The 17,000-nt window shown below is 71.2% G+C and carries 10 protein-coding genes; 7 read left to right on the top strand and 3 right to left on the bottom strand.

Annotation, left to right across the window (positions count from 1 at the left end):
- Positions 1 to 1,302, bottom strand: a complete 1,302-nt coding sequence (locus tag BT364_RS22295; RefSeq protein ID WP_072486989.1) for a polysaccharide deacetylase family protein — start codon at positions 1,300 to 1,302, stop codon at positions 1 to 3.
- Positions 1,299 to 3,332 carry a transglycosylase domain-containing protein gene (locus BT364_RS22290; protein WP_079179588.1) on the bottom strand — a complete coding sequence of 678 codons (2,034 nt, stop codon included), beginning with the start codon at positions 3,330 to 3,332 and terminating at the stop codon, positions 1,299 to 1,301. Before BT364_RS22290 ends, BT364_RS22295 begins: the two co-directional genes overlap by 4 nt.
- A 504-nt stretch (positions 3,333 to 3,836) precedes the next feature.
- Between BT364_RS22290 and BT364_RS22285 the strand changes: the two genes are divergently transcribed.
- The 7 genes from BT364_RS22285 (at position 3,837) to BT364_RS22255 (ending at position 15,418) form a co-directional block, all read left to right on the top strand.
- Entirely contained in the window at positions 3,837 to 4,871 is a 1,035-nt protein-coding gene (locus tag BT364_RS22285) for a pyridoxal-phosphate dependent enzyme (RefSeq protein WP_177328193.1), read from the top strand.
- Positions 4,872 to 4,873: 2 nt separating this feature from the next.
- Complete coding sequence (locus BT364_RS22280; protein WP_072486987.1) at positions 4,874 to 6,103, top strand: MFS transporter; 1,230 nt, start codon at positions 4,874 to 4,876, stop codon at positions 6,101 to 6,103.
- Positions 6,104 to 6,164: 61 nt separating this feature from the next.
- Positions 6,165 to 7,238 carry an ornithine cyclodeaminase family protein gene (locus BT364_RS22275; RefSeq protein ID WP_072486986.1) on the top strand — a complete coding sequence of 358 codons (1,074 nt, stop codon included), beginning with the start codon at positions 6,165 to 6,167 and terminating at the stop codon, positions 7,236 to 7,238.
- A gap of 11 nt (positions 7,239 to 7,249) precedes the next feature.
- A complete protein-coding gene (locus tag BT364_RS22270) occupies positions 7,250 to 8,065 on the top strand; it encodes a class I SAM-dependent methyltransferase (RefSeq protein WP_072486985.1) in 816 nt (271 codons plus the stop codon).
- On the top strand, positions 8,062 to 11,403 hold the full coding sequence (locus BT364_RS22265) for a non-ribosomal peptide synthetase (RefSeq protein ID WP_072486984.1): 3,342 nt from the start codon (positions 8,062 to 8,064) through the stop codon (positions 11,401 to 11,403). Before BT364_RS22270 ends, BT364_RS22265 begins: the two co-directional genes overlap by 4 nt.
- Positions 11,400 to 13,154, top strand: coding sequence for a non-ribosomal peptide synthetase (locus BT364_RS22260; RefSeq protein WP_072486983.1), 1,755 nt, complete (start codon positions 11,400 to 11,402; stop codon positions 13,152 to 13,154). The genes BT364_RS22265 and BT364_RS22260 overlap by 4 nt, the downstream gene beginning before the upstream one ends.
- A complete protein-coding gene (locus tag BT364_RS22255; RefSeq protein ID WP_072486982.1) occupies positions 13,151 to 15,418 on the top strand; it encodes a M20/M25/M40 family metallo-hydrolase in 2,268 nt (755 codons plus the stop codon). Before BT364_RS22260 ends, BT364_RS22255 begins: the two co-directional genes overlap by 4 nt.
- Positions 15,419 to 15,464: 46 nt before the next feature.
- On the opposite strand, the gene glpK is transcribed toward BT364_RS22255, so the two are convergent.
- Positions 15,465 to 16,982, bottom strand: coding sequence for a glycerol kinase GlpK (glpK, locus tag BT364_RS22250; protein WP_072486981.1), 1,518 nt, complete (start codon positions 16,980 to 16,982; stop codon positions 15,465 to 15,467).
- Positions 16,983 to 17,000 lie beyond the last annotated feature (18 nt).

The following is a 17,000-nucleotide window of genomic DNA, read 5'->3' as shown; positions in this document are numbered from 1 at the left end:
CTACTGCTTCCAGCTCGGGGGCTGGGCGGGGTCGAGGGTCCGCCACTGGGCGAGGACCTTGGGGTCCTGCGCGTCGAGCCAGTCGGCCAGTTCACGGAAGGACACGCAGCGGACCTCCTTGCGGGGGCAGACCTCGCGCATCGTCTCCTCGACGGCGTCCATGTAGATGCCGCCGTTCCAGTCCTCGAAGTGGTTCCCGATGAACAGCGGCGCGCGGCTGCCGTGGAAGACCCGCTCGAAGCCGGCGACGTACGCGCGCCGTGCCTCCTCGCGCCAGGTCGCGTACTTCGCGGGGTCGCCCTCGGTGCTGCCCTTGGACTGGTTGTAGAGGAAGTTGAAGTCCATGGACAGAACCTGGAAGTCCTTGCCGGGGAACGGCAGCATCTGGAGCGGGAAGTCCCAGACGCCGTCCTTCTTGGACGGCCAGATCTGGAAGTCGCCCGGGGAGCTCGCGTCGTAGCGCCAGCCGAACGGCTTGGTCGCCGGAAGCAGCGTCTTCTGGCCCTCCAGGCAGGGCGCACGGCCGCCGACGACCTCACGGGTGGGGTCGAAGGGGAGCGGATCGAGGTCCTTGTAGCCGGTGTTGGTCTTCCAGTTCTGCACGAAGGAGTAGAACTGGCTGATCTCGCTGATCCACTCGTCCTTGCTCCAGTCCCCACCGCCCTTCTTCTCGCAGAAGTGGCCGTTGAAATGGGACCCGATCTCGTTGCCCTCCTTCCAGGCGCCACCGAGCTGGTCCAGCGTCATCCGGATGTGTTCGCGCGTCGGGTACGAGATCGCGGCGGCTCCGGCCTTGTGCTGGGGCGGCTGGTAGAGGTCCCGCTTCTCCTTCGGGAGGAGGTAGATGCCGGTGAGGAAGAACGTCATGTGGGCATTGCTCTCCTTCGCCGCACGGCGGAAGCGCGAGAACATGTGGTCGTCGCCCTCCAGCGCGCCGTCCCACGAGAACACCACGAACTGCGGCGGTCGCTCACCGGGCTTGAGCCGCTCGGCCTTCGGCCGGTTCGGCTGCGGCCCGGTGTAGGAGGTGGAGCCGTCCCCGAGGATCTTGACCTTCCCGTCCCAGTTCTCCTCCTCCTCACTCGCCTTGTCCCCGCGGTGCTCGGTGGCGGTCGGCTTCGGCGCGGCGACGGTGCGTGTGCCCTGCTGCGGGGTCCGGCCGTCCGAGTCCTCGTCGGACATCAGCGGGATGAGTGCCGCGGAACCCGACACCACGAGACAAACCGCGATCCCGAGGACGACCCGGGGCGTGAGCCGGGCCCGTATGCGGCGAACAGTGGACTTCTCTGCGGTGTCTGTCACTTCGTCATGGCTTCCGTGTATGTGTTCCAGATCTGGGCCGGGAGCTTCCCGTCGTCCGCCGGACCACCGGCCAGCCCCTTCAGCGGCAGTGGCGCGAGGCTCTTCTTCAGGTCCATGCGGTAGACGACGACGGCGGTGGACGCGGCGGGGCCGTATCCGACGTACCAGCGAGCGGTGTCGTCCTCGGTGGTTCCGGTCTTGGCGGCGACCGGTGCGGCGGAGACGGCGCCGTTCCTGCCGTCGGGCCGGGCGAGCGCGGCGGTGACCTCGTCGGCGACGTCGGACCGGACGGCGCGCTTGGGCCGCGGCAGGTCGAGCCGGACCGGCTCGCCGTTGCGGGTGACCTTGCGGACCGAGTACGGGTCCGTGTGCACGCCGTGGGCCGCGAACGTTCCGTACGCGTCGGCCATCCGGATGGCGCTGGGTGTGGAGTTGCCCATCACGAACGCCGGGACGGGCGGGCCGAAGCTGGAGGGGAGCAGCCCCGAGGCCTCGGCCGTGCTGCGGACCAGCTTCAGGCCCGTGTCCATGCCGAGCTGGAGGAAGGGGGAGTTCACCGACTTCGCCATGGCGTCGTGCAGGCTGATGCGGCCGTAGGAGGTGTCGCCGTCGTTGCGGCCCTTGACCATCTTCCCGCTGCGGTCCCAGTAGGGGCCTTCGGGTGTCATGACCGGGATGTCGTCGTCGCCGTCGTACATGGTCGACGGTGTGACGGTGGAGCGTGGACCGTTGCGTTTGTGTGTCACCCCGTGCTGGAGCCCGGCGGCGTAGACGAAGGGGGTGAACGCCGTACCGGCCGGTACGGTCCCCGCGTTGGACTCGTTGAACGCCTGCCGCTCGTAGTCCGGTCCGCCGTACACCGCGAGGATCCGGCCGTCCGGGGCGACGGAGGCGGCCCCGAACCGGACGAACCGGTCGGCCTTGCGCTGTTCGGGGTCGAGTGCGCCGCGTGCGTCGCGGACGGCCCGGGTGAGGGCGGTCATCCGCGGCTTCTCGAACGTCGTGTAGATCTGGTAGCCGCCGAGGTCGAAGCGTGCGTCGGAGATGTGTCCGGCCCGCTTGGCGTACGACTCGGCGAGCTGGACGAGATAGCCGTCCTGCCCGCCCGCGCTGTTCGGCCGGTGCGGGGGCTTCGGCTCGGGGAAGGTGGTGTACGTGGCCCGTTCGGCCGGGCTCAGCCTGCCGATCTCCACCATGCGGTCCAGCGTCCACCGCCACCGCTCGACGGCCCGCTCGCGGTTGCGGGGGTTGACGGCGGGGTCGTACAGCGAGGCCCCCTTGAGCAGAGAGGCGAGGAACGCGCCCTCGCTGGCGTTGAGTTGGGTGACCTCCTTGCCGTAGTAGGCCTGCGAGGCGCGCTGGAGGCCGTAGGTTCCGCGGCCGAACCAGCTGGTGTTCAGATACTCCTGGAGGATCTCGTCCTTGCTCAGGCGGCGGTCCAGCTTCACCGCCATCAGTATCTCGGTGAACTTCCGCGAGAAGGACTGGTCCTGCGACAGATAGACGTTCTTGACGTACTGCTGGGTGATGGTGGACCCGCCCTGGGTGTCACCGTCACCCACCGTGCGCCACAGCGCGCGGGTGATCCCTTGCGTCGAAATGCCGTGGTCGGAGTAGAAGTTGGCGTTCTCCGCCGCGAGCACGGACCATCGGACGTGGTCGGGGATCTTCGACAGGGGCATCTCCTGGCGGCTCACCCAGCCGGTCCGGGCCATCGGTGTGCCGTCGGCCCAGTAGTAGACGGTGTCCTGCTGGGTGGCGAAGGCGTTGAGGTCCTCGGGTATGTCCGTACGCGCGTAGGCGACGCCCACCACGGTCGCCAGTGTCCCGGTGAACAACAGGACCGAGCCCAGGACCAGCCGCCAGGAGGGCACCCATCTTCGCCAGCCCTGTCGGCCCGCGCGCGGAAGGTCCGGTATGCGCAGCAGGCGGGCGAATGGGCGCTTCGTCTGTTTCCGGCGCCCCGTTCCCGGCACCAGCACCGTCCGTGCGGCCCGCGCCGTCCTGCTGAATATGTTGTGCTGTGTCATTCCGTCCAGCCATGACAGGCCGGGCCGGCCGCAGACCGCGACCGTGCCCGTGCAGTGGTCATTGAGCGTCCGCCGCCACATGCCGGCACGTCGACTCCGCCGGAGCAAAGGCCAAAGCATGACCGAGAGTTCCGTCGCGAAGTCACGTAAAGATAACAGGCCGCCGGGAGAGGTCCTGCCGGGCCGGCTCCGCTCGTGACAGCGGCCCGGCCGTCGGCCGTCCGGCCGTCCGGGCCACCCGGCATCGAACCGGCCAATTCGATGAACCGTGCTCGCCCGAGCCCGCCGGAACACCGGGCTGTTTCTGCGGCCTACCGGGCCCGGAAACGGCCGGGGGAAGGGAATGAGGGCGCGTCAAGCGTGTTCCCGGCCAACCACGACACGCGCGCGCGTGAGTGCCGTGGTGACACCGGGGGCCGCCCGCCTAAGGTCTGATGGCGCGCAGCTGGGCCGGCCGGTCGATCCATCGCCATGGTCAAACGACGCATCCCACAGGGGGAAGCAGTGTCGCGTGTCAAACCCGTCCTGGCACGGGCCCTCACCACAACACCCTTACTCCGCCTGGACGTCGCCCACCGGGGGCGGGTGCGGCGTCTGGGGCTGAAGCTCGAAGAACACGGCCCCACCGGATCGGTGAAGGACCGCAGCGCCGTCGGACTGCTGCGGTCGCTGCACGACGACCGGCCGCTCACCCCGGGCACGGTGGTGGTGGAATCCACCTCGGGCAACCTGGGCCTCGCCCTGGCCCGGCTGCTGCCGACGGTCGGCTGCGACTTCCTCGCCGTGGTCGACCTCAAGACCCCGCACGCCACCCGCCGCAGGCTCGCCGACAGCGGAGCCCGGGTGATCGTCGTCGACGAACCCGACGGCCTGGGCGGCTACCTGCTGAGCCGGCTGCGCCGGGTGCGCGAGCTGTGCGCGGACAACCCCGGATACCGCTGGCCCGACCAGTACGAGAACTGGGCCGCGCCCGACATCCACCGGCGCACCACCGGACCCGAACTCACCGAGCAGGCGGGACCGGAGCTCGGCGCGGTGTACATACCGGTCTCCACCGGCGGCACCCTCGCGGGAATCAGTGCCCATCTGCGCGAGCACCGGCCCGACGTCGCCGCGGTCGCCGTGGACGTACGCGGCTCACTGGCCGTCTCGGGCAGCGCCGGACGACGCCTGGTCCCGGGCATCGGAGCCAGCCGGCCGTCCGTCTTCCTGACGGCGCCGCACAGCTACGACCGTGCGGTGCACGTCGACGACATCGAGGCGATCGCCGTCTGCCGGATCATCGCCGAGGACATCGGACTCGCACTCGGAGGCTCCAGCGGCTGCGCCGTACGCGCGATGCTGACCGATCAGGACGAGGCCGGGACGGACGGCCGGCTCGCGGTCTGCCTGGCCGCGGACGGCGGCGCCAAATACCGCGACACCCTCTACTCCGACAACTGGGCGACCGAACAGGGTGTCGCCAAGGAGATCACCTCCGCCGTGGAACACCTGCGCAGCGAAGGACTCTTCTTCGACCGAAAGCACCAGGAGCACTGAGCATGGGCACCAGCACCACCCTTGACCGGCAGCGGACACGCCCCGGCCACCGGCAGTACCTGCCGCTGGTGCAGGGCGCCACGCTGATCGAATGGACCGGAACGGGCCTCTTCCTCGCCGTCTCGACCATCTACTTCGTCAAGGTCGCCCATCTCAGCACCTCGTCCGTCGGCACCGGCCTGACCATCGGCGGGGCCGTCGCCGTCGCCGCCGCCGTGCCCATCGCCCGCCTGGCCGGACGCTTCGGGCCGAAGCCCGTGCTGATCGGTGTGATGCTGCTGCGCGCACTGGCCACCGTCGGCTACCTCTGGGTGGACGGCTGGTGGAGCTTTCTTCTCGTGGTCGCCGTCATCGCCGTCACCGAGCAGTCCTCACCCCCACTGGTCCAGTCGTACGTCGGTGCGCGCGCCCCGGAGAGCCTGCGCGCGAAGGTCATGGCCGTGCAGCGCACCGTCGTCAACCTCGGGATCAGCCTGGGCGGGCTGATCGCCGGGGTCGCCCTGGGCTCCGGCGCGCCGGCAGCCTTCCGGCCGCTGCTGATCGGGGGCGCGGTCGCCTATGTGGCGGTGGCCGCGGTGTACGCCACCGCGCGGCGGGAGGAGGAGGCGGCGACGGCGGTCGGGAGCGCCCGGGTGGCGGATCTGCTCAAGGACCGCCGGCTGCTCGGCTTCACCGCGTACAACGCACTGGTGTCGCTCTGGATGCCGGTGCTCAACGTGGCCTTCCCGCTGTGGCTCGTCACCGAGACGGACGTACCGGAGCGCTATGTCGGCATCCTGTACGCCGTCAACACCGTGCTGTGCATCGCCCTCCAGTACCCCCTCAACCGCTGCTACGGCACCACGCGCCGGGCATGGTTCTCGTATGCGGCCGCGGCCCTGCTGCTCAGCTGCGGCGCCCTGGCCTTCGCCGCCGCGCCCGGCCTCGGGGCACGGGAGGCGCTGCTGGTGCTCGGCGCGGCCGTCGTCCTGCTGACGTTCGCCGAGCTGTTCCAGGTCGGCGCCTCGTGGACCCTCTCCTTCGACCTGGCACCGGAACAGGCGCGCAGCGCCTACCTGGTGCTGTTCAACACCAGCCGCACGGTGGCCAACCGGGTCGCGGGCCCGGTGCTGATGACCGGCGTCGTCCTCGCCCTCGGCACGGCCGGCTGGATCGCACTCGCCGGTGTTCTGCTGCTCGGTGCACTCGTCCCCTTCGTGATGCTCCGCTCGGCAGCCACCACCGGCGGCTGAACCCGTTCCCGCACCGTCCCCACCGCAACCGATCCCTTCTCGCCAAGGAGCCACGCCCGTCATGGACTTCGAGCAACACCCCGACAGCCACTTCCGCTACCTGACGCGCGCGGACGTCATCGAGGCCGCCCGCGACGTGGACATCGTGGCGGCGGTCGCCGAGGCGCTCCGGCTGCACTCCGCCGGACAGTCCGTCCTTCCCGAGGAGGCCTACCTCGGCTGGACCACCCCGCAGGGCGACTCGGCCAGGCTGCTGGCCATGCCCGGCGCACTCGCCCAGGAGGGGCGGCCGCCGGTCATCGGCATGAAGACCATCAACGCCTCGATCGGCAACCCGGGGCGCGGCATACCCCGCTCCCAGGGCTTCACCCTGCTCCTCGACCCGGAGACCGCCCGCCCCCTCGCCCTGATGGAGGCCGCCTACATCAGCGCGATGCGCACCGCGGCGGTGACCGCGCTCGCCGTGCGTCATCTGGCGGTGGCGGAACCGAGCGGGCTGGCGCTCCTCGGCTGCGGCGCCCTCGCGCAGGCGCACATCGCGCTGCTGCTGCGCACCGTGCCCACCCTGCGCCGTATCGCGCTGTACGACGTGGCGCCCGACCGTGCCAAGTCCGTCGCCCACCACATCGCCTCGCTGCCCGGTGCGGCCGACATCGAGACGGTGGTCGCCGACGGGCCGCGCGAGGCGGTACGGGACGCCGAACTCGTCGTGCCCGTCACCACGGTGACCGAGGGATACATCGAGCCGGACTGGCTGCGGCCCGGCGCGCTCGTCTGCCATGTCTCGCTGGACGACCTCACCGAGGCGAGTGTGCTCTCGGCCGGCACGGTGATCGTCGACGACTGGAGCCTGGTCCGTGACGACCCGCGACGGCTGCTGGGCAGGATGTACCGGGCGGGCACGCTGCTCGGCCCCGACGGCACTCCGCGCCAAGGAGTGACCGCACGGCCCGGCGCCCGCCCCGTCGACGGCACGCTCGGCGACGTACTCGCCGGGCGGCACCCGGGCCGCCGGGACCAGGACGAGATCGTGATCAGCAACCCGTTCGGGATGTCGATCCTCGACGTCGCCGTGGCCGACCGCATCCACGCCCGCGCCGAAGCCGCCGGTCTCGGCGCCCGGCTCACGCTCTGAGGGGGACCCGCATGACGATCGATCAGAACATCCAGGAGATCAACCGCACCATGTGGTCGTACGGCGAGTACCGGCACGTCGCCGATCTGCTGCGACCGGGCGCCGTCGAGCTGGTGGACCGGCTCGCCCCCGCGCCGGACACCGCCCACCTCGACGTGGCCACCGGCAACGGCAACGTCGCGCTGCTGTCCGCCCGGCGCGGCTGCGTCGTCACCGGGCTGGACCTGACCGACGAGTTCTTCCCCGACGCGCGCGAACGGTTCGCCGAGGCCGGCGTCCAGGTGGAGCTGCACCGCGGCGACGCCCAGGAACTCCCCTTCGCCGAAGCCTCGTTCGACCTGGTGACCTCCACCTACGGGATCCAGTTCGCGCCCGACCACGCCGCGTCGAGCGGAGAGATCGCCCGGGTGCTGCGGCCGGGCGGCCGCATCGGCATGTGCAACTGGACGGCACGCAGCTGGACCGCGCACTTCCAGGAGATCCTCTCCGCCTACTTCCCCTCGCCCAACGGCCATCAGGGACAACCCATGCTGTGGGGCTCACCGGACTACCTCGCCGAACTCCTCGGCCCCGGATTCACGGTTACGTCCGAACGCCGCGAACTCTTCTACCCGTTCGCCACGGCCGAGGACCTGGTGACCTTCTTCGAGAACTGCTTCGGGCCCTGCATCGCGGCGAGGAACACCATTTCGCCGCCTTCGCGATGGAAGGAACTGAGAGCGGAAATGGTCGAGATGACCGAGGGGTTCCACACCACGGACGAGCGCGGCACGGGCGTGCCGGTCGAGTACCTGCTGGTCGTCGCCGAGAAGCGGGCGGCACGATGACCGGCCTGCCCGAGCACTACCCGCGGCTCCCGCTGGCCGAAGGGGCGCGGGAGCGTGCCGTCGCCGTGGCACTCACCCGCCACGAACCGTACGAGCTGGGCGAAGGAGTCCACACCCATGTCGAGCGGTTCGCGGCCGCACACCCCGACCGGACCGCCGTCGAGGACGGCGAAGTATCCCTCGGATACGGCCGGCTGGCCGACCGGATGCGCGGCACCGCCGCGCAGCTGGCGGCTGCCGGGATCTCGCAGGGACAGATCGTCGCGGTCGGCGGCCGACGCGGCGCCGACGTCGTCACGGCCTTCCTCGCCCTGGAACTGCTGGGCGCCGTCTACCTGCCTGTCGACGCGAGCTGGCCCGCCGCACGCGTCGAATCCCTGCTCACCGACAGCGGCGCGGCACTGCTGCTGACCACCGGCGCACCGGCGGACAGCGGGGAACTGATCAAGGGCGCCCGCGCGGCCGGCGTACCCACCACGACACCGCAACCGGCGGACCCTCCGTACACCCGGCCCCAGCCACCGGCCCCCGACGAGGTGCGCTACGTCCTCTACACCTCGGGGTCGACCGGCCGTCCCAAGGCCGCGATCGTCGAGCACCGCGGCATGCTCAACCATCTCCGGGCCAAGATCGACGACCTCGGGCTGACCGCGGACGACCGGCTGGCCCAGACCGCACCACTGAGCTTCGACATCTCCGTCTGGCAGATGCTCGCCCCGCTGCTCGTCGGCGGCCGGGTACAGATCTTCGCCGACGAGCAGGCACAGGACGGCGCCCTGCTGCTGGAGGAGTTGCGCGGACGCGGAACCACGGTGCTGGAGACCGTACCCACACTGATCCGCTTCCTGCTCGACGCCCAGGAGACCGCGGGAATCAGGCCCGGCTCGCTGCGCTGGATGATCGCCACCGGCGAGGAGCTGCCACCCGCGCTGGCCCGGCGGTGGCACGACACCATGCCGGGCATCCGGCTGCTCAACGCGTACGGCCCCACCGAGTGTTCGGACGACGTCACCCATGCCGAACTCGGCCCTCCGGCCGCCGGAGTGCGCCACCTGCCGATCGGCTCGCCCATCGGCAACGCCGAACTGTACGTACTGCGCGAGGAGAACGAGCAGTGGCACGCCTGTGCGCACGGGGAGACGGGGGAGCTGTTCGTCGGGGGACTGGTAGTCGGCCGCGGATACCTCGGTGACCCGGAGCGCACCGCACGCGCCTTCTTCACCGACCCCTTCGGCCACGGCGGCGGACGCCTCTACCGCACCGGGGACGCCGTACGCGTGACTCCGGACGGCCAACTGGAGTACCTGGGACGGGTGGACCGGCAGGTGAAGCTCGGCGGCGTACGCATGGAGCTCGCCGAGATCGAGGCGGTGCTCGGCGACCACCCCGGGATCGCCGGCTGCGCCGTCACCGTCCACACCCCCGACGACACCGGAGCCCTGGTCGCCCGGGAGAGCGCACACACCCCGGTCGCCGCGCAGCCGCCCCGGCTCGTCGCCTACGTCACCGCCTCCGGCGACGAGCCGGCCGAGGAATCACTGCGTGCCCATCTGAGCGGCCGGCTCCCCGCGCCCATGGTGCCGCACACCTTCGTCGTCCTTCCCCGGCTCCCGCTCACCCGCAACGGCAAGACGGACTACAAGGCCCTGCCCGCTCCACCGCGCCGCAGCCGCCCCGGCACCCGCCCGTACGACCCGCCGCGCGGCGCGGCGGAGACCGCGATCGCGGCCGTCGTCGCCGGGCTCCTCGGCACCGGACGGGTCGGCAGGAACGACAGGTTCCTGGAGCTGGGCGGGGACTCGCTGCTCGCCATGCGGCTGGTCGCCGCCCTGCGCGAGACGGGATCGGCCGCCGGCCTGCGTGACGTTCTGCGCGACGGCAGCCCCGCCGCCCTCGCCGCGCTCGGCCGCGACCGGCGGCCCGCGCCCGCATCCCGCCCGGAGCCGGCACGGGACGACGCGCCGCACACCCGAGCGCTCACCCCGCAGCAGGCCGGGGTGTACTTCCACTGGCGGCTCGACCCGCTCAGCCCCTACTACAGCTACCAGGGGTCCCTGGAGCTCGACGGCCCCCTCGACGTGGCACGGCTGGCACGGGCCTGGCAGCTGCTGCTCGCCGAGAATCCGCTGCTCCTCGCCCGGTTCGCCGAGACCGAAGGGACCGCCGGGACGGACGGGACGGACGGGCAGAAGGCAGCGCGGGAAGCGGGGCACGAGGTGGTGCACCACTACCCGCACTGGGAGGTTCCGCTGCCCGCCGGCGCCCAGGACATCACAGCGGAGGCATTCCGCACGGTGGCCGCCGAGGAAGCGGCGAGGCCCTTTGACCTCCTCACCGAACCGGCCCTGCGGACCGCGCTGTTCCGGCTGCCCGACGGACAGTACCGGCTCCTGGTCACCATGCACGAACTGCTCCTCGACGGCTGGGGAGCGACCGTGCTGTTCCAGCGGCTGGCCGAACTCTACGAACAGCGGCCGGCCGGGCCCGATCCCGAACGCGCCACCCGCTACGACCGCTATCTCGACCACCTGACCGAGCGGCTGGCCACCGAGGAGGTGGCCGAGGCGGGGGAGTACTGGCTGCGCCGGCTCGTGGGCGACCTCCCCGCACTCCAGATCGCACAGAAACAGCGGCCCGCCGCCCCCACCTACCGGGGCGAGATCACCGAGGCGGTCCTCGACGAGCAGCTGTCCCGGCGGCTGCGCGACACCGCACTGGCCGCGTCCGCCACCGCGTTCGTACCCCTGCTGGCCGCCTACGCACTGGCCCTGAGCTACTACAGCGACGCCGACGACGTGATCGTCGGCGCCCCGATGGCGGGGCGGGAGCGGCCGGAGACCGCCGACGTGCCCGCTTTCATGCTCGCCATGCTGCCACTGCGCCTCAACATCGACCCGGCCGCCACCCTAGCGGAGTTCACCGCACAGGTGAGGGAGACGGTGTACGACGCCTACGCCGCGGCCGAGCACCCCTTCGGCTGGACGCTGCGGCGGCTTCCGGCCGCCTCACGGAGTTCCTCGGCGACCCCGGTCTTCCAGACCATGCTCAACATGCTGCCCTACCCGGCACGCGCCACCACCGCGTCGGACGTCCGGTTCCGCTTCGTCGAACTGGACACCGGCTACACCAAGTACGACTGCGCCCTGTACGTCCAGCCGCACGGCCCCGGCCAACTGCTGCTCCAGTATGCCTACCAGCGGGAGCTGCTCGACACGCCCGCCGCCCGCAACGTACTGGAATCCACCCTGATCGCGCTGCGGGCCCTCACCGATCCGGAGCGCGCCGAGCACACCACCGTTCGTTCCCTCGATCTGCTGCCCGGAGACGATCACCGATGACCACGCCGACCCTGCTGGAACGCTTCGCCGAGCAGGTGGCGGCCCACCCCCGGGCCGTTGCCCTGCGCCACACCGGCACCAGCGTCACCTACCGCGAACTCGACGAATGGAGCGGCCGGCTGGCCGCCCGGCTCACCGCCAAGGGCACCGGCCCCGGCTCGCTGGTGGCACTCGCCGCCCAGCGCGGCCCCGCAGCCGTCGCCGGAGTCCTCGCCGTACTGAAGACCGGCGCCGCCTACCTCGGGCTGGACCCCGCGATACCCGTGCGACGGCAGCGTCGGATGGTGGAGGAGACCGGACCGCACTGCGTGCTGGCCGAGCCCGGACTCGACCAGTTCCCCACCCTGGACGCACCCCGCGTCACACTGGCACCCCTGGCCGAGGGCCCGCTGCACCAGGCCCCCGAGCAGGAGCCCGACGAGGACGCGCTGTTCCACATCGTCTACACCTCGGGGACCACCGGAAACCCCAAGGGCGTACGCATCAGCCACCGTTCGGTCCGTGGCCGGCTGGAGTGGATGTGGCAGGACCACCCGTTCCCCGAGAACGCGGTGCTCGCCGTCCAGAAGTCCCTGGCACTGGTCGCCTCGCCCTGGGAGCTGCTGGGCGGACTGCTCAAGGGCGTCCCGTCCGTCGTGCTCGCCACCGACGAACTCCTCGATCCGGTGCTCTTCGCCGCCGCCGTGGAGCAGGAACGGATCACTCATCTCTTCCTGACCCCGCAGCTGATCGCCGGACTGCTTCAGGAGAGCGCCGAACGCCCCGGCGGGCACCGGCCGGTGCTGGTCACCAGCGGCGCCGACACCCTGCCCGTGGACACCGTCCTGCGCTTCCGCGAGGTCTGGCCCGATACCACCCTGCTCAACCTGTACGGCATGACGGAGACCGCCTCCAACGTCGCCGCCTACGACACCGCCCGACTGCCCGCCGGCGCCGAACGCGTCCCCGTCGGCAGTCCCGTTGCCGGCGCCTCGCTCTCGGTCCGTGACCGGCTCGGCCGGCGCCTCCCGGCCGGTGTGACCGGCGAGGTGTGGGTCTGCGGACCACCACTCGCCCTCGGCTATGTCGGCGGTGACGGCGAGGACCGCTTCATCACCGACGACGCCGGAGTCCTGCACTACCGCACCGGCGACCGCGGCCGCCGGCTCCCGGACTCCGTACTGGAGATCACCGGCCGCGCCGACAACCAGATCAAGGTGCGCGGCTACCGCGTCGAGCTCGAGGAGATCGAGGCCACCCTGCGCAAGGCACCGGACGTCACCGACGCCGGGGCCTACGCGGAGAACGAGGACGGCGAAACACGCATCGTCGCCTGTGTCACCGCCGGCGAGGAGACCGGCGCCGCCGCACTGCGCGCGTATCTGCGCGACCGGCTGCCCGACTACATGATGCCCGCCCGCATCCAGCAGGTCCCGCAGCTCCCGCTGAGCACCAACGGCAAACTGGACCGCACCGCCCTGCGCGCACTCGTGGCAGGCATCGGGCAGGAACGGGCGGCCGGATTCGCCCCGTCCGACGCCACCGAGACCGCCGTCGCCGCGCTCTGGCAGGAACTGCTCGGCGCACCGCCCGCATCGGCGGACCAGAACTTCTTCGACGCCGGAGGCCACTCCCTGCTCGCCGTACGGCTCGCCAACCGGCTGGCGACGACGGCGGGCCGCCGCGTACCGCTGCGCCGCATCCTCGGCGCACCCACCGTCACCGCGATCGCCGCCCTGTGCCGCGAGATCCAGCAGGAGGAACAGATATGAACGACCCATGGCTGACCGTGCCGGGCGAGCCGCCACCGGGCGCCGCCACCGGCACCCTCGCCGTGTGCTTCGCACCCACCGGTGCCCACGGCTCGACGTTCGCGAGCTGGCGGGGCCTGACTCCCGAGGACACCACCCTCGCGCTCGTCGTACCGCCGGGCCGCGGCACCCGCGTCGACGAGGAGCCCGTCACCGACATGGCCGCCTACGCCGACGCGGTGGCGGCCGCGGTACGTGAACTGCGGGGCGGACGGCGGCTGGTGCTGATCGGAGTCAGCCTCGGCGCCCTGCTGGCGTACGAGACCTGCCGCCGGCTGCTCGACACCGGGGTGCCCGTCGCGCGCCTGTGCGCCGTGGCCGGACAGTGCCCCGGCGACTTCCACGGCCGCGGCGAGGACGTGACCGTCGAGGACGCCCGTGCCTTCGTTGCCGGAACCGGACTGACCGATCCGGAACTGCTGGCGGACCCCGAGTTCGAGGAGGTGCTGCTGCCTCCCGTCATCGCCGATCTGCGGCTGGCCGCCGGGTACGACGGCCGACGGGGAGCCGTTCCGCAGGTCGAGTTGCGTGCGGTGTGGGCCACCGACGACCCGCACGTGCCCGAGGTCACCGTGCGCCGCTGGGCCGAGTGGACCCGGGGCGAATGCACCCTGATGTCCGTCGAAGGCGGTCACTATGCCCACCAGGAGAACCCGGCCGCGGTCATCGACGCCTGCCTCGACGGACTCCCCGGAACCCGGCCGTCACGGCGTTCCGTGCTCGGTGCCGGGGCGACGGCCGTCGCGTCCACGGTGCTGGGCCTCGGCGCGGTGGCATCGGCGGCACCAGCGGCGCGGGCCGCCGCGCCGATGGGCGGCATCTCCTTCGACGGCGATCCCACCGACCCCGTGGCCCTGGCCGTCGCCATGATCCGCCAGAACACCAGCAACCCCGGCGACGGCGCGATCACCCTGCCGCTCGCCCGTATGCTCCAGGGCATCTTCCGGGCCGCCGGGGTCGCCACCGAGATCGTGCCCACTCCGAAGGACGGCAACGTCCACTTCTTCGCCCGCATACCCGGCAGCGGACCGGCCACGAAGAAGCCCCTGGTCCTGCTCGGCCACTCCGATGTGGTGCCCGCCATCGGCGACAGGTGGGAGACGGACCCCTTCGCCGGAGAGATCGAGGACGGCAAGCTGTACGGCCGCGGCTCGCTGGACATGAAGGGCGTCAACGCCGCCTTCGTCGCCGCTGTGCTGCGTCACGTCCGCGAGGGAGCGGCCTTCGACCGCGACATCGTCTTCTGGTCCGACTGCGACGAGGAACAGGGCCCCTACGGCGTGCGCTGGTTCCTCGCGGAACACCCCGGCAAGGTGGCGGCGGGCGCGGTCATCACCGAGGGCGGCTGGGTACTCAACCAGCGCGACGGCACCACGCCCATGATCGCCTCGCTCACCTGCAACGACAAGCGCTCCCTGCTGCTGCGCCTGGAGACCGCCTCGTACGCCACCCACACGTCCAAGCCGTTCAGCGGACAGGCGGTGATACGGCTGGGCGAGGTGCTCGACCAGCTCGGGGAGTGGCGTGCCCACATCCGCCCGAACGCACTGTCCCGGCAGTACTTCGCCGAACTGGCCGGGGCCACCACCGACCGGCCGTTCGCCGAGGCGCTCCGGGAGATGCTCGCCGCCCGCACGGATCTGCGGCGGGACAGGGCGGGGGAAGCGGTGGTGCGGCTCAGCGAGACCCCGGAACTGCACAACGCGATGCTGCGGACCACGCTCGCCTTCACCTCCGCCCAGTCCGGCTACTACCCGAGCATCGTGCCGGGCACCGCGACCGCGGAGTTCCGGGCGGCCTTCCTGCCCGGGGCGGATGACCCCGGACGCATCGTCGCCGAACTGCGCTCGCTGATCGGCAACCGGGCGACGCTGAGTGTGGTCGGCAACCCCGGCGAGAGCGAGCAGCAGGCCCTGGACCGGCTGCGCGGCTATCTGGCCACGCCCGACTCCGACTACGACACGGACGTCTTCCGCGCCTGGCAGAGCGCCGTACGCCGGACCCACCCCGGAGTACGGGCCACCGCCTGCCAGTTCGAGGCGGTCACCAGCGCGGTGCCGTTCCGGGAACAGAACGTACCCGTGTACGGCATGTACCCGTTCACCGTGAACCGGGACATGCTCAAGCGCATGCACGGCACCGACGAACACATCGGCGTCGAAGCACTGCGGCAGGGCACCGAGACCGTCTACCAGCTCCTGGCCGAGCTGCGGACGCGGGCCTGAGCCCCTGGCGCACCGTGCGGGCGTGCCCGCACGGTGCGCGGGGCCGTCACCCCACCCTGACCCAGTCGAGGGTGCGCTCCACCGCCCGCTTCCAGTTCGCGTAGCCCTCCGCCCGCTGCTCCTCGCTCCACTGCGGCTCCCAGCGCTTCGACTCCTGCCAGTGTTCGCGCAACTCGCCCTGGTCCTGCCAGAATCCGGTGGCCAGCCCGGCCGCGTAGGCGGCACCGAGCGCGGTCGTCTCGGCGACGACCGGACGGCTCACGGGTACGCCGAGAACATCGGCCTGGATCTGCATGCAGAGGTCGTTGGCCGTGACCCCGCCGTCGACCTTGAGCACGTCGAGGTGGACGCCGGAGTCCTGTTCCATCGCCTCCACCACGTCCCGGCTCTGGTAGCAGATGGCCTCCAGAGTGGCCCTCGCCAGATGGCCGTTGGTGTTGTACCGGGCCAGGCCGACGATGGCACCCCGGGCGTCCGAGCGCCAGTACGGGGCGAAGAGACCCGAGAAGGCCGGCACGAAGTACATCCCGCCGTTGTCCTCGACCGTCCGGGCGAGGTGTTCGCTCTCGCTCGCGTTCGAGATGATCTTCATCTGGTCCCGCAGCCACTGCACCGCGGACCCGGTGACCGCGATGGAGCCCTCCAGGGCGTGGACCGGCGGCCTCTGCCCGAACCGGTAGGCGACGGTGGTGAGCAGGCCGTGCTTGGACCGGATCAGTTCCGTACCGGTGTTGAGCACGAGGAAGTTGCCGGTGCCGTAGGTGTTCTTCGCCTCGCCCGGCTCGAAGCACACCTGCCCCACCGTGGCCGCCTGCTGGTCGCCGAGCACCCCGGTGATCGGGACCGCGGCGCGCAGCGGCCGGGAGGTGCGCGTGCGGCCGTACGCCTCCGCGTCGGAGGAGGGCCGGATGGCCGGGAGCATCGCCCGGGGGATACCGAAGATGTCCAGCAACTCGTCGTCCCAGTCGAGTGTCTCCAGATTCATCAGCATCGTCCGGCTGGCGTTGGTCACATCGGTGGCGTGGATCCCGCCGTCGGGGCCGCCGGTGAGGTTCCACAACACCCAGCAGTCCGTGTTCCCGAACACGGCGTGTCCCTGCTCCGCGGCCGCGCGGACCCCTTCGACGTTTTCGAGAATCCACTTGATCTTCCCGCCGGAGAAGTAAGTGGCCGGAGGAAGACCGGACTTGCGCCGGATGACCTCGCCGTACCCTTCGTTCTCCAGGGCCTTGGCGATCGAGTCGGTGCGGGTGTCCTGCCACACGATGGCATTGCAGTACGGCCGGCCGGTGCGGGGGTCCCAGACGACCGTCGTCTCGCGCTGGTTGGTGATTCCGATGGCGTCGAGATCCGTGCCGCTCAGGCCTCCGGTGCGCAGAGCGTTCTGCATCACCGAGTTGGTGCGTTCCCAGATCTCCACCGGATCGTGCTCCACCCAGCCCGACCGGGGCAGGATCTGCTCGTGCTCCAACTGGTGTCTGGCCACTTCGTTCCCTCCGTGATCGAAGATCATGAAGCGGCTGCTGGTGGTGCCTTGGTCCACTGCGCCGATGAAGTCCGCCATGGCATGCTGCCTCTCCTG

Source organism: Streptomyces atratus (assembly GCF_900119365.1).
In the GTDB taxonomy this organism is placed as follows: Bacteria; Actinomycetota; Actinomycetes; order Streptomycetales; family Streptomycetaceae; genus Streptomyces; species Streptomyces atratus_B.
The sequence above is the reverse complement of the archived record's forward strand: the minus strand, read 5'-3'. Positions and strand labels throughout refer to the sequence as shown.